Origin of the sequence: Neolewinella antarctica, from assembly GCF_011927835.1 — a bacterium.
In the GTDB taxonomy this organism is placed as follows: Bacteria; Bacteroidota; Bacteroidia; order Chitinophagales; family Saprospiraceae; genus Neolewinella; species Neolewinella antarctica.
The window spans coordinates 1028257-1042842 of sequence record NZ_JAATJH010000002.1; the positions used below are offsets into that span (position 1 = coordinate 1028257).

At 57.7% G+C, this 14586-nt stretch carries 11 protein-coding genes and 1 tRNA gene; 9 read left to right on the forward strand and 3 right to left on the reverse strand.

All coding sequences use genetic code 11. The annotated features are described in order from the left end of the window. Positions 1–241 precede the first annotated feature (241 nt). Positions 242–1084: an MBL fold metallo-hydrolase gene (locus tag GGR27_RS09335; protein ID WP_168037147.1), complete on the forward strand. Its 843-nt coding sequence runs from the start codon at positions 242–244 to the stop codon at positions 1082–1084. Positions 1085–1131: 47 nt separating this feature from the next. After that, positions 1132–2265, forward strand: coding sequence for a class I SAM-dependent methyltransferase (locus GGR27_RS09340; RefSeq protein ID WP_168037148.1), 1134 nt, complete (start codon positions 1132–1134; stop codon positions 2263–2265). Here GGR27_RS09340 and GGR27_RS09345 read toward each other — a convergent pair. After that, the gene (locus tag GGR27_RS09345; RefSeq protein WP_168037149.1) at positions 2262–3197 is read right to left on the reverse strand and encodes an alpha/beta fold hydrolase; all 936 of its coding nucleotides are present in this window, start codon (positions 3195–3197) and stop codon (positions 2262–2264) included. The genes GGR27_RS09340 and GGR27_RS09345 overlap by 4 nt on opposite strands. A 75-nt stretch (positions 3198–3272) precedes the next feature. Between GGR27_RS09345 and GGR27_RS09350 the strand changes: the two genes are divergently transcribed. From GGR27_RS09350 to GGR27_RS09380, 7 genes are all read left to right on the forward strand, one after another. Beyond that, positions 3273–4562 carry a hypothetical protein gene (locus GGR27_RS09350; protein WP_168037150.1) on the forward strand — a complete coding sequence of 430 codons (1290 nt, stop codon included), beginning with the start codon at positions 3273–3275 and terminating at the stop codon, positions 4560–4562. A 148-nt stretch (positions 4563–4710) separates the two neighbouring features. Continuing rightward, complete coding sequence (locus GGR27_RS09355; protein ID WP_168037151.1) at positions 4711–8415, forward strand: BamA/TamA family outer membrane protein; 3705 nt, start codon at positions 4711–4713, stop codon at positions 8413–8415. A gap of 42 nt (positions 8416–8457) precedes the next feature. Continuing rightward, positions 8458–9648, forward strand: coding sequence for a hypothetical protein (locus GGR27_RS09360; RefSeq protein WP_168037152.1), 1191 nt, complete (start codon positions 8458–8460; stop codon positions 9646–9648). Positions 9649–9730: 82 nt separating this feature from the next. Continuing rightward, positions 9731–9803 (forward strand) — tRNA-Arg (locus GGR27_RS09365). A 209-nt stretch (positions 9804–10012) separates the two neighbouring features. Continuing rightward, on the forward strand, positions 10013–10633 hold the full coding sequence (locus GGR27_RS09370; RefSeq protein WP_168037153.1) for a hypothetical protein: 621 nt from the start codon (positions 10013–10015) through the stop codon (positions 10631–10633). A gap of 3 nt (positions 10634–10636) precedes the next feature. After that, entirely contained in the window at positions 10637–11260 is a 624-nt protein-coding gene (locus GGR27_RS09375; RefSeq protein ID WP_168037154.1) for a nucleotidyltransferase family protein, read from the forward strand. Beyond that, on the forward strand, positions 11235–12341 hold the full coding sequence (locus tag GGR27_RS09380) for an XdhC family protein (protein ID WP_168037155.1): 1107 nt from the start codon (positions 11235–11237) through the stop codon (positions 12339–12341). The genes GGR27_RS09375 and GGR27_RS09380 overlap by 26 nt, the downstream gene beginning before the upstream one ends. Before the next feature lie 129 nt (positions 12342–12470). Here GGR27_RS09380 and GGR27_RS09385 read toward each other — a convergent pair whose 3' ends face one another. Both GGR27_RS09385 and folP read right to left on the reverse strand, forming a co-directional pair. Continuing rightward, positions 12471–13661: a DUF4230 domain-containing protein gene (locus GGR27_RS09385; protein WP_168037156.1), complete on the reverse strand. Its 1191-nt coding sequence runs from the start codon at positions 13659–13661 to the stop codon at positions 12471–12473. Between the two features lie 57 nt (positions 13662–13718). Further along, positions 13719–14564: a dihydropteroate synthase gene (gene folP / locus GGR27_RS09390; protein WP_168037157.1), complete on the reverse strand. Its 846-nt coding sequence runs from the start codon at positions 14562–14564 to the stop codon at positions 13719–13721. Positions 14565–14586 lie beyond the last annotated feature (22 nt).

The window sequence follows — 14586 nt, forward strand, 5'->3', positions numbered from 1 at the left end:
ACCAACCCGCCTACGGTTCGGGGCTTTTTTTATGTCTAGTTGGGAGTGATCATCTTTCAAGTCGCTAGACATTTACAACTCCACATAAATCAAAGTCAGTCCTCATCGGATGTATCTTTTCTACGTCGGTGCGCAGCATCGATGTAGAAAAGATACATCCGATGCGTGACTGACAACACTTTTACCACCCGCCCCTAAACAGTCCTAACCAAAGCGGGTTAGGAGGACAAATCAACCAAATATGACCTTCCCCGCTCGAAATCCGACGAAAGTCCATTTCCTTCTTTTTCTCTGCCTGGCCATCTTCACCGCCTGCGGCAGCCCCACCGATTCCGAAAACATCGGCCAGGACCAAGCCCCCGAAACGGTCGATGGCATCACCGCCACCCCCGGTAACCCCAACGCCGGCAACGCCCAGGCCAGCCCCGTCGACATCGAACCCATCGTGCACGGCAGCGTTGCCATGCGCTACGCTGGTTTAGACATCCTGATCGACCCCTACGACGGCGCCGAGCGCTACGCCAGCTATTCCGCGCCCGATCTGGTGCTGATTACCCACACCCACTCCGACCACATGGACAAGGCAACCCTCGCCGGCCTCGACCTGAGTAAAGCTACCCTCGTGGCCCCTCAGGCCGTCATGAATGAGATCGGTAATCTTAACTGGGCGGACAAGCAGACCATGGCCAACGGCGATACGCTGGACTATAAAGGCAACAGCATTATGGCCGTCCCCGCCTATAACTTCCCCGCCGCACCGTTTCACACCAAGGGCGAATTCAATGGCTACGTAATCGAACTTGGCGGCGAGCGGATCTACTTTTCCGGTGACACCGGCCCCGCCCCGGAACTGGAGGAATTGAGGAACATCGACGTCGCCTTTGTCTGCATGAATCAACCCTACACGATGACGGTCGATAAGGCCGCCGATCTGGTCAGCAAATTCCGTCCGGGTCTCGTGCGTCCTTACCACTACCGCAATAAGGACGGTAGCTTTAGCGACCTGGAAGAGTTCCGTAAACTCGTGAAGGAAAAGGCCCCGGCCGTCAAGGTCCTGATCGAGGACTGGTACGCCGAGAAGTAAATTTTTAATTGAGCCCCGAAACGCGCGTCGTCCCTTACCTTGGGGCGATGCGCGTTTCATTTGAAGGTACCCAGTTTGATTTTCCGGCCGAAGCCCTCGGCGGCACTAATCTAGCTTCCTTGTTAAAGCCGGCGGATGAGTTGCTGCTTAACTGGTTGCAGGAAAAAGACACCACGCGGGAGCTTGTCATCTACCACGATCACTACGGGGTGCTGGGGACGGTTCTCGCGGGGCGACCGGGCGTCACTTTCGTGTCCGACAACATAGTGCACCACGATCGCCTTCGCACCAATTATCTGAAAAACGGTTTATCGGAGGCGGAGCTCCCGGCTCCATCGGCCACGCTGGCACCCGTCCCGCACTTAGTCGGGACGCCACGCCTCGCGATTATGCATTTGCCCAAATACCTTAATCTTTTTGAGTGGTATTTGAGCGACCTCGCCCGCCACCAACACCCTGACCTAGAACTGGCCGTCGCCTTTCAGACGCGCCATTTCACGCCAAAAATTCTGGAGATTGCCGGCCGCTACGCCAATAATTTGCAACAGTCTCGTGCCTACAAGAAGGCGCGGACGCTGGTGCTGAGTGATTGGAAAAAGCAGGGGGATGTGGCACCCCTCCTCCACGAAATGACCTACCGCGAGCAAAATTACCGGCAGTTCTACGGGGTCTTTTCCGCTAACCACATCGACTACGGAACCCAGTTCCTGCTGGAATCCTGGGCCAGCAGCGATCAACTGCGGGGTCTCCCCGAGCCCGCCAAAATTCTTGACATCGGCGTTGGTAACGGCGTCATTCTCAGTGAGCTACGGCGCGACTTCTACCCCGACGCACAACTGATCGGCACGGATGCTTCGCACGTCGCCATTCAGTCCGCCCGTATGAACGCCCCCGCAGACGCCGACCTCCGTTGGCAGTCCGACTTCGCGGGTATCCCCGCCGGCTCCGTCGACCTCGTCGTGACGAACCCACCGTTCCACGAGGGGCACCGCAACGCGATTGCGCCGACCCTGGCCCTGTTCAAAGAAGCCGCTAAAGTGCTGAAATTCGGCGGCCACTTTGTGGTGGTCGCTAACGGGCACCTCAACTACGCCACCCACCTGGAGCGCATCTTCGGCGACGTACGGGAAGTGGCGAACAACGAAAAGTTCGTGGTGTACCGCTCCCGTTCCGTGCTCTAGTTTTCCTTGTCGTCGGCGTCTAAGTCCGGCGCGCGGCCGGTTGCAACGTCATCCAGTAGTTCGTTTAGGTATGCCTTGATGAGGTCCGGCGTTCGGTAGATAAGGTCGTGCTGGCCACCGTCCACCATGTGGTGGATCAGTTTACTGGCATTCGTCAAGCGGCCGCAGGCGAAATAGGCGTTGCGGGGGTAGATGAGCCAGTCGTCCGTGCCGTGGATGATAACCGTGGAGGCGTCGATGTTGTCCCACTCGTCCACCATGTCTTCCAGTTGTTGCTGGTGGTTTAACTTCTCCTGGTTAGCGGTACGGATGCCGGCCGGTAGGGCCCAGCGGATCAGCCAGTGACTGGTGGGGTGGCTGAGCCAGTAAACATACTCTTCGTTCGGAGCCATGCTGGCGGACTGTAGCAGCAGACCATCGACAATGTCCGGAAAATCCATCGCGATGCGCGCGCTCACCGTGCCGCCGTAGCTACTCCCGTGAATGATAACCGGCTGATCCGGTCCGCTCATCTTTTCCCTGATCACTTCGACTACGTTCTCCGCCTGTTCACTGACCGAAGTCATGGCGTTGCCGAGCCCACTACCTCCGTAGCCGGGTCGGTCGATGGCCAGTAGGTTTGCGCGGGAAAGTAGTGCCGAGTCCTGCATCATCTTCACCCAGAAGACGCTGCTGGAGGGAGAGCCGTGAATGAAAACGAGGAGCGGTTTATCGGGCTGACTACCGATTTCGAGGTACCGTAGGTCACGACTAGTGCCTTCCACGTAACCGAGGGTGATGTCGTCCGCACTCAGGTCGGTGAAACTGTGGATAAGGTCTGCATCCGTCGGCTGGTTTTTGTAGTAAGGATACACCCGGTAACCGGCGTAAATCAAGAACACAACCAGGGGTACGAGAACCAGGTAGGCGAAGTGGCGTTTTTTGCGGAACATGCTACTTTGCGGAACACCAATTCCCCCCCGGTAGTTGCTCAATTGTTTCCCTCACTAACGACCAACATTCCTTTGATGCAAAGATTATTAATGAGCTGCCTTTTTCTCCTGCCCAGCCTTTTGTTTGCGCAGGATACGCCCGGAGAAAATGCTCCCAAAAACTGGTTCGACGACTGGACGGTGAAACCAATTCTGGCCGTGCAGGGGTGGGGCACCTACACGATGGGTCACGAAGATTACGACCCGGATACGGATGCATACCTGCCTACCGACGACCGGTTAAATTTCATGATCCGGCGCCTTCGCTTTGGATCGACGGCGCAGATCGGTGACCGTCTGTTCATCAAGTTTCTCGGAGCGGCGGATTTTGTCGGTACCGATCAACGGGCCGGCACGGTGGGTGGCGTAAATAACGGCGGTTTCCCGAACGCGCAGATCTGGGATATTTTTGCGCAGTACAAAATTAGCCGGACGAGCGAGGCGCTTTACGTGATCGGCGGTTATTTGCGACCACCGATCGGCCGGGAGAGCATGTCGGGTGCACTGGGGGTGAGTAGCTTTGAAAAAAGCTGGACGCAGTGGTACGTTCGCCAGCATCTTGTCGGCACGGGGCCGGGCGGGACGGGTGGCGTTTACCTGGGGGGGTTGGTGCCGCTGGCGGAGAAGGTCCACCTGGACTACCGGGGCGGCGTTTTTAACGCGCAGAACAGCGGAATCTCGGCGGGGCGGGAGACGAGTAGCCTGCTGGTCGGCCGGGTAAATTTTATGTTCGGTGACGCGGAAAGCACTACGTGGACGTACGGATTGCCCGCCGCCAACAGCTTTGGTCGGAGAAATACTTTTGCCGTAGCCCTGAACGTGGCTACGGAGGGCGGCACGCAGTCCGCTCCGGCCGGGATCGGTTTGCTTGGTGTGGATGCCGTAGCCAACTACGGTATGTTCCACGTAGAGGGCGAATACCACCGCATGATGCGCGGCGCTGAAAATGATGACCGGTACAACAGTTCCACTTACGCCATTCGTGCGGGCTACAACTTTGTCATGTCGACCAACGACCCCGACCGCCCGCGCTACCTCGAACCAACCGCCATGGTGTACGGATTCGTAGGAACAACGGACGCAGTGGAGTACCCAACCGTCGTGGCCACTAGTTTCTTCGGCGGTACGGAAACGGTCTACGACATTGGCGTGAACTACCACGTCGACCCGGGGAAGATTCGCCTCGGCCTGCACTACGTCGGCCGGACGGGCGACATTGGTGACCTCCCCGCCGACGGTCGCCTGAGCTGGCACAACATGCAGAACGGCATCGGTGGCATCCGGCGGGGCGATTACGTCGGCTTTGAAGTGATTCTGGCGTACTGAAGTCCCGCTAGTCAGCCCACACTTACCCCACTAATTTACCCGGTGAAATGCTGACCGCTGACAAATGACCGCCATAGACAAATTTGCCACCACGCTTAACCCCTTCTCCTGGCTACCTTAGCCGAGACTTAAGTACCTCAGCCAAGCAATGACTAAATACCTTTCCCTTTTTCTTTTTACGCTGTTGCCACTTTTTCTTCCCGCGCAGGTCAGGTTGCTCGTAGCTGGTAACACCGCCGACGCTAAACCGGAATTTTTTACCGCGCTGGACGGCGAGATTCGTTCGGGAAGCACGCCCGCCACGGTACTCTTTGCGGGCGATTACGTCCCCGACTGCTCGGACGCCATGATTGGTTACCGCAAGGAGGATGCAACCACCACCGCAGCATTCGCGAGCCTACAACCCTTACTGGACCTCATCCGAAGAAACCCGGAGACGGATTTTTACCTCCTGCCGGGCGACCGGGACTGGGATAAATCAGGCAAAGATGGCCTGGCCTGCGTCTGCGCCCTGGAAGATTTTCTGCTGGATCAAAATCTAAAAAACCTTAACTGGCCCCTCGCAAAGGGCTGCCCCGGGCCCGAGTTCGCTCAGCTTTCCCCAACCGTGCGGTTGATGATGGTTAACACCCAGTGGTGGAACCACCCCTACGAAAAACCGGTACCGTCCGACGCGGCTTGCAATTTTTCCGATCCTTCCATCTCGCTCGACGAGATCATGAGCACCATCGAAGAGAACCAGGATGAGAACATCATCATTGCCGGCCATTATCCCCCCAAATCACAGGGGCGTTACGGAGGTAAATTCCCCGCGCGCGATCACTTCATTCCGCCGATCATCGGCAGCATCCGGCTTTCTTTCCGCCAGAACATCGGTACGGCGGAAGAACTAACCAACGTCCGCTTTGCCAACTACGCGGATAAGATTAAAGACTACAACAGCCAATTCGAGGGCCTGATGTTTATCGGCGCGCAGGACAAAAGCGAGCAACTACTGGGCTTCGGTCGTAACTACATCCTGAACGCCGGCGCGCCCGCCGCGGGGCGCTGGGTGGCCAAGCACAAACCAGCTCGCCACACCAGCCAGGAAGCCGGGTTCGCTGAACTGTTTTACGCCGAAGACGGAGAAGTGACCTACCGTTACGTCAGGGTCGACGGGTCGACGGAAGCGACGGAAACAATTTACCACGCACCTTGCTCGACCGCCAAGGACACGTTTGACGTCAACCCAGCCTTTCCCCCGTGTGAATTAGCGGAAGCAGCCATGGTGCAATACGATAAGCCCGTAGGAGTAACGACGGTTGCCGCCGCCGCCGGGCCCCAGTACGAACGCTCGGGCTTCGGCTCGTTCTGGCTCGGTGCGCACTACCGGGATTCCTGGACGACGCCCGTGGCGTACCCGGTGCTGGATTTGGCGAGCAATCCGCTCGGCCTCGAACCCATTCGGCAGGGCGGTGGGCGACAGACGACTTCCTTGAAACTGCGGGCGGACAACGGTGAGGCTTACGTTTTTCGCTCGGTGGACAAGGACCCTTCGGGAACTTTCAACTACGAAATTCGCAATACATTGGTGGGCGAAGCCATCCGTGACCAAACGAGCAGCGGCTATCCCTACGGTGGCTTAATCATCGCACCACTTTTGGACGAATTAAATATTCTCCACGCTTCGCCGAAGCCCTACTTACTGGCGCCCGGGCGTACGTTGGGGGAGTATAATCCCGTTTTTGGCGATCTCCTGGGAACCTTGGAAATCAGCCCCCAGGGTGAGAAAAAGAAGAAAGACCGGCCGGGGACGTTCGGGGCGGACGACGTCCTGAAAAGCTTCGAGCTCTTTCGCGAGCGGTACGACGATCAGGAAGTCCTCATCAATCACGAAGAATTTCTGCGCGCACGGCTGTTCGACATGCTCGTCGGTGACTGGAGCAAGCACGAGGACAACTGGAAGTGGGCCCAGTTCGACGTGGGGGAGGAGGAACGCATCCGGCCCATTCCGCGGGACCGAGATAACGCCTTTTCCCGGATGGACGGAGTTTTCCCCTGGATCGCCTCCCGGCGCTGGGCGGTGCCAAACTTAGAGAATTTTGGATATAATAACCCAGACGTGCGTAGCCTCACCCATCAGGCCCGGCACATGGACCGGCTGCTGCTCAGCCCCCTCGGTAGGGATGAATTTCGGAAGCAGGCCGCACTCATTCAGGCTAGTCTCACGGATGAGGTACTGGCGAATGCCGTCGGTCAAATCCCCGCACCCGCCCCTTCGGCTACCGGAGCACCGACCGATAATAATTTGGGCGCGGACGCGGGTGCAAAGTTTGGTTCGGAATACCGCGCGCAACAGGCCGAAATACTCGAGAAACTTAAACGCCGCCGGGACGATTTGCAGGCATACGCCGCCGATTACTACGAACTACACGCCGGCGTGGTCGACATTATCGGTACGAACGACGAGGAAGAATTTACGATTGAAGCATTAGCGAACGGTGCGCTGCACGTAACGAGTACCGACCTGAAGGGAAAGAGCGAAGGTAAGATTCTGTACGACCGAACCTTCCTCCCGACGGAGACGAAAGAAGTGAGAATCTACGGACTGGGCGACGATGACCGCTTCGTAACGAAGGGCCCGGTCGGCCAGAAAATCCGTGTCCGCGTAATTGGTGGGGAGGGCGATGACCTGGTGACCTCCGAAGGCGAGCGCCCCCGAAAAGTATTGGTTTACGATAAATCACTCGCTCCGGAAAGTAGCGACGACGGCGTCCGCTACGTCAAAACCTGGCACGACGAAGCTTACTACTACAACCGGACGGACTTTGAGTACAATACCACCGCCCCCGTCATTTCGGGCGGGTACAATAGCTTCAACGGCGTCCAGTTGGGGGCCGGTATTTTGCACACCCGGCGCAATTATTTGCGGCGCGACTTTAGTTCCCGCTACCGTTTCTACGTCGAGGGCAGCACGGTTGGTAACGCCGCCCTGGAGGCGAGTGCGGAGTTCGGTCAGGTCATCCGTTACGCCGATCTGATCTTGGGGACGCGCGTCGGGCGCCCGGACTTCTACAACTTCTTTTTCGGCCTGGGAAATAATACCGTTAAGGTTCCGGACGTCGTGCGTAACGACTTCAACCTCGTTAGCCTCGACCACTTTTCCGTCGAGGGCGGCCTCCGCCGGCGCTACGCCAAACGCAGCTACTTCAACTTGATGCTGGGTTACCAAAACAACAAGATCACCAACCGCGAAGGAACCATTCTCGACCCGGAGGACGGCACGCGCTTTTACGGTGACGGCGACTTCGTCTTTGGCTACGTGCGCCCGGAGTTCCGGCTCGATCTGCGGGACCACGCCGTGTTCCCGTCGAAGGGCGTGATGGTGGAGGCTAGCCACAAGCAGGCGTTCGGGCGGAAAAACGCCGTTGACTTCGGCGTCAGTAAGGTAGCCGCGGAGATTCACATCAGTACCCGCCGCTTCCCGATATCGGTAAGTTTCCGGACGGGGTACGCCCGTAGTTCCGGACGCGCACCGTTTTACGAGCTACCCTCGCTGGGCCAGCGCAACGGTTTGCGGGGCTTCCAGCGCAACCGCTTCGTCGGGGATGGCTACTTCTTCTACAACGCGGAGTTTAGGTCGCCCGTCGCGCTGGTACGTAGTCGGGTCGTTCCCTTTGCGGTGGGCATCCGGGCCTTTTACGACCAGGGGCGCATCATTCAGCGGGGTGACGGTTCGAATGAATTTAAATCGGCGTACGGTGGCGGCATTTACGTGATTCCGGCCTCCCGCTCGTTTACGTTGAGTGCTTTGCTGGGCTGGTCGGAAGAAGAATCCGCGCTAATTCAGGTTGGGTTGGGAACTAATTTTTAGGGCGGACGCACCATTTTCGCGACCGTTTGCATCGCCTAATCTATGCGCCTACTCCTGCTTTTGCTTCCCCCGCTCTTTTTTACCGCTTGCCAATCAGAACCTACGGTCGATCCGCTCGTCGGTACCACCTGGGCCTTCGCCACGCAGAACCCGGTGACCACCGAGCCGTCGCGCGAACCCATGCAACTGGGCGACGTGCTGACCGTCGCGGCGGACACGGTATTTTTTACCAGCCTGAAGATGCAGGGCATGAACGGCGTGCCCCGCTACGATGCGCAAAGGGGCGGCGATACGCTGGCAAAATCCGTCAGACTTTCCCAACCGGCGGAAGGCGTGTTGAACGTCGATCTGCTGGAAAAAGGCCAGGTCACGGTTAATCGTTATTTCACCCCCGAGCCTACGGGGCGTACGCCGCTGGTCGCCAAAGAGGTAGCCGGCCAGACATTCCGTTACCAGCCGGCGGAAGGGGAAGCAACCCTGGTCTACTTCGACGTCGTGGTGGAGGGAACGCGGGGCAACTTCCTTTCGAACGGGTTCATCGTCACGGTCCCGACGGCATTCTGGAACGAGCGCACGCTGCTCACCCCGGGCGGTACTTTTCCAGATGGGAGTTTCGGAACTTTCCGGCCAACGCCCATCGACGGCCCGTTTGCTTACGTATATATCGGTAAAACGCTGGGTTTGGGGAATAAAGCTTACCGCATCTTCCGGACGGACGCGGGGGAAGTAGAAATGGAAACGTACAGCGGCACGCTCGAGCCCCATCGGGTGGAGCGAGTCATACTCGAACCCGTGCCGGGCGTAGTTCCCAGTGACGTTTCTCCGGAAGAATTCGGCAATCGGCTGACGGATGGAGTCCAAAGTATGGACCGGGAGTACCCGGAGATCGACTCCGCCAGCGTGAAGTACGTGGCTAAAGAATCTTTTGCGGGTAGGATCTTGAGTAGAGATGATCTGAGTGAGTTGTCTTTTACCTTCAACCAGGACGGCCAATTCATTTTCGTGGCCGGTGATGAAGTGCTCACGACGGGTATGTGGGCGCTCTCGCCCGACCGCAACTTTCTCATCATCACGCAAGAAATGGCCAGTGGAATGTACCTGCCGATTCTGAAATACGACGAGGAGGAGATTACTTTTCGGTACCCCATGTCGGTCGCGACGCGCGAGCCGCGGGGCGTGGAGTTAGGTAGCTACGGCATCGTCAACACATTTATTAACGTCAAACGCCGGTAGGCGCAACTTTCGGGAAGAGCCCAGTTTTATCTGGGTGCGGGTTGCCGGTCCGATAAATCGCCGTAACTTCGCGCCGCATTCGGGGCCCATAGCTCAGTGGATAGAGCACCTGATTTCTAATCTGGCGGTCGCAGGTTCGAGACCTGCTGGGCTCACAATAGCACCCGACGGGGCAACTGGTACTTTTACCGGTTGCCCTTTCTTTTTTGGGCGCGGCCGCCCCGACAAAATACGGGACTAGCTATCGCGTCGCCGGTGCGGGGATTTTGAGCAAAGAGCAAAGAATACAGAGGAAAGAGTAAAGACGGTGGGGTAGAACAAGTCCAACTTGGCGACCGTTTTTAAGTCCTAAACCCACCCATTGATGAACGTCGTACGCGCCACCGTTCCCCTGCTCCTGTCGTTTTTCCTCTGCACCTGCGGTAATCGCCCAAATGAACTGGCGGAGGACGGCGCGGGCGTCGATACGGGAACGACTCCGGAAATCGATAACCCCAACGAGGACAACACGGACATCTACGACGTCGACCCCGAAGATCCTTACCTAATGAGCAACGGTGCCATCCTGGGCTTAAAACCCGGCGAACCCCTGGGCGAGTACGCCGACGGCCTCCGCACCGGCCGTATTCGCACCGGCGAGGGAGATTTTGACGTGTACTTCATCGACGGGGCCGAAGGCGATGAACTGGGCTACCTGCTGCCCGACCCAACCGCTAAATCACGAATCGGCGACATAATCCTCACCGCCCCGACGGTCGTGACCGAAAAGGGCATCCGCGTCGGCCTGACTTACGCCGAACTAATCGAACGGCTGGGGGCAGTAGCTTTTCACGGTTCCGAAACAGAAGCCCGCGTGTACGGCACGAAGGACGGGCTGCGGTACCGGCTCGACGTGAACAGTACTAAGCGCGACCTGACGGAGGCCGACATCGAACCCGGTACCCGGATTACCGAAATCGTCATCAACCGGCAAGGGCCGCGCTAGACCGTGCAAAAAAAAATCACCACGGTTATTCTCGCGGCGGGCCAATCTAGTCGGATGGGGCGGCCCAAATTACTGCTGCCCGTAGCCGGTCGGTCACTCATCGCCGGAGCCGTGGCGGTCGCCGAAACGCTGTCCGGGCAGAACATTGTCGTCACGGGAGCTTACGACCGGGAGATTAGACGGGTACTCGTCGAAAATACAACGGTAAACCTTATCCATAATCCGGACTGGGAAAACGGGATGGGCTCCAGCATCAATACCGGCGTAAGTGCCGTAAACCCTACCGACTGCCGAGGAATTTTAGTCATGCTAGCGGACCAGCCACGGGTGGACGGCGCGTTTCTGAAAAAAATCATACAACGTTACGACACTTCCCCCGCCACCATCGTGGCGACCAAATACCCGAGTGGCCCCGGCGTACCGGCCGTATTTTCTCCCGAGCACTACCGGGAACTGATCGCCCTCACGTCGAGCGGCGGCGCGAAAGACCTGATCAGAAACCGGGGCTACCTGGTCGACGAAATCGAATTGCCCGGCGGCAACGTCGACATTGATACCCCCGAAGACTATCTTGCCTTCACTGGAAAAACCCTGGACGACCTTGAAGGAAATAAGACAGATCATTGAGCTTTACGACCAATTAAAAAGTGAGAACATCCCCGCCGCGCTGGCCGTGGTCGTCAACGTCGAGCAATCGAGCTACCGGCGGATCGGCGCGCGGTTACTGGTGGCGGCGGACGGGCGCTACGTCGGTGGCATCAGCGGTGGCTGCCTGGAGGGGGACGCTTTGAAACGTGCTAAATTGGCCATTCACTCCGGCCGCCCGGCGGTGCATACGTACGATACGACGGACGGGGAAGACGCGGTGATCGGCATCGGGCTGGGTTGTGAGGGGCGGATCGACGTGCTTTTTTCTCCCGTCGATTATGCTGACGAGAATAACGAATTAGAAATGCTACGCGGTTGCCTCTCCATTCGTAAACCGGTAGTGCTCGTTCGGCTGTTGGATGTATTCCAAGCGGACGATTGGTCGGCTTACAATCTCGTCCGGCCACGATTAATTACGGATTTGACGGAGTTTAAAGCGTACTCGGATTCGCTGTCTTCTAATCGATTAATGGAGCGGGCGGCGGAAATTCTGGCCGGAGGAAGAAGCAAAGTGGACAGTTTGACGGACGAACGGGACCAACCATTTCGCGTCCTCTACGAAACCCTGCACCCGCGGCCGCGCCTCATTCTGACCGGCTATAACTACGATATCCCGGCAACACTGGCCGCCGCCCGCCTGCTAGACTGGGAAACGATCGTTGTAGCTCCCATTCGTAAGCTAACCCGCGAAATTACCGCGCTGGCGGATCAGTGCTTCGATTACGCTCAAGTAGCTCAAATCGACGTAGACGAAGCCACCGCCATCGCCCTCATGTCGCACGATTACGACTGGGACCGGGTGATGGTCCAACACTTTCTACCCCTAAAACCCACCTATTTCGGTATGCTGGGCCCGCGAAAGCGAATGATCAAAATGGACGAGTCCCTACCGGAGCTAGACCTTGCCGGCTACGAAAACTTATACGCACCCGTCGGGCTAGACATCGGCGCGGAAACACCGGAGGAGATCGCCGTGAGCCTGATCGCGGAGATCGTAGCTTGCTTTAGGAACCGGTCCGGTGGAGGGCTACGAAAACGGAGTGGAAGTATTCACGTTTAGGCGGTAGGAAGAGAGGCAGTAGGTGGTAGGCGAGTAGGCGGTAGGGCCGAGCGTTACAGTACCTACCGCCTACCGCCTACCGCCTACCGCCTACCGCCTAATATCCCTACCGCCTACCGACTAACCTCCCTACCCAAGCCGCCCCTGCGTATCCCGCTCCGCCCCCAGCTGATAATCAACTTCAATGCGATAATCCGGCCCCAACTGGCGAACGAGTGGTAAGAACATCGTCTCCATCAAACTATTCGCCTGCGTCTTCGCCCGGGTCATCACGTCACTTTCCAACGCTTCGGCCCGGAAGGTTTCGCGCAGGCTGTTGACGGATTCATTGATGTTAGCTCCTTCCAGTTCGCGGAGCCAGCCGATGTCGAGCTTTTCGATTTTGGGCAAGACTTCGTGGCTGAGGATAGTCGGCTCGGGAAGGGTAATGCGGACGGTTTTGGAAGCTTCGTCGAGTTCGATCGTAAAGAAGTCAGTGAGGCGGAAGCCTACTTTCAGGATGGAAATGGCCGTGATCTCAATGTCCGATTCTGAGACGTTGAAGCCGGCTACGGTGGAATTGATTTTTTTCTCGATGCCTTTCTTGTCGCGTATCTCAATCGTAGCCAGTTCACCGATCACCGTCTCGACTTTTTCCTGAAAAATGCCTTTTGACCGCGAAAAATCATCGATCGCGGCACGCTCGGCCATTCGGGCCATCATCGGACGGAGGGCTTCGCCGGTGGCGACTTTGCACGGGTTATCCACCTCCCGCCCCCGGGCGATGATGTTACCGTTGCGCATCCGGACGACGGCGGCCAGAATCTTATTGACCATGAAACAGGTGTAGTTCGAGGCGACTTCTTCGAAGATCTGCGTGATCTTGCCGCCACCTTCCTCGTACCAGGCTTCGTATACGGCCGCCGAGGTATCGCGCATGCGCATAAAATCTTGGTAATAAAGGTCGGCGAACTGTTGGTGTTGTAGGTCGTATTCCCGCACGACTTCTTGGCGAAGGCTATCGTTCAGGCCCATCCGGTTGCTAACGTGCTGAAGAATGTCGGTATTGATGTCATAAACTAGTTGGTCGAACTCGCGGCGGTAGCGTTTTGGGTGCTGGAGGACGCGCAGGGCCAGATCGGGGTCGATGTCGACGCGGAAGTCCGCCGGGCGGTACTGCAATTCGTATTCGGCCGGGCGGGCAAGAAAACTACCGGGGGAGCCCTGGTAATACCGGTAACCGAGCACGCCCAGAATACCGAGGATGGCCGCGATGATGACCGCGGAGATCAGGCTGCCGGATTTACGGGATCGGGGTGCTTGGTTGGGGTAATCCGCCATGGTTTGTGGTATGCTTTACCGTCCCGAGTGAAGGAACGTTGATGATGCGGGGGTGAGTCAAATACGCGGCGCGGCTGCCAGTAATTCATGAAGCTTGATGGCTTGTGCCGCCTCCTTCACGTCGTGCACCCGCAAAATGTCAGCTCCTTGTTGGAGCGCAAAAAGGTGCAGTGCGGTATTAGCCGGGAGACTTTCTTCCACCGCAATACCGAGCGGACGCCAGGTGGAAGATTTGCGACTGATACCCAAAAGGATCGGCACGCCGAGCGTCTTAAAAACCGCTAAGTTGGCGAGTAGTTCGTAGTTCTGCTCGACCGTCTTGCCGAAACCCCAACCGACGTCGACTAAGATATCGAGCACGCCCAGCTCACGCAATTCACCCATTTTGGCGGCCAAGAAATCCCAAACGTGCGTGATTACTTTGTCGCCATACGCGTTCGTTCGTCGCTGCATGTCAGCCGGTTTCCCGGGCATGTGCATCAATACATAAGGAACGCGGAGGTCGGGTAGGGTGGGGAAGAGTTCGGCGTCGAGGTTGCCTGCGCTGATGTCGTTGATCATCGCGGCCCCGTGCGCGACTGCGGCGCGGGCGGTGGCACCGTAGATCGTATCGCAACTGACGAAGGCTCGCGGGTGCGCCTTAGAGATGGCCGCGATGATGGGTAAGACGCGATCCATTTCTGCGCCGGAGCTGATAATCTCCGCGCCGGGCCGGCTACTCATGCCACCGACGTCGATGAAAGTGGCACCATCACTAAGCATTTGCCCGGCAGTATCCACGGCGCGTTGGGTGTCCGTGACGCGGCTTGCGGCGTAAAAGCTGTCGGGCGTGGCGTTGAGGATGCCCATGATGAGGGGGCGGTTTAGTTCGAGGAGGCGGCCGTTGCAGTTTAGGGAGGACATCTTTGGTCTGGGGTTTTTAGTC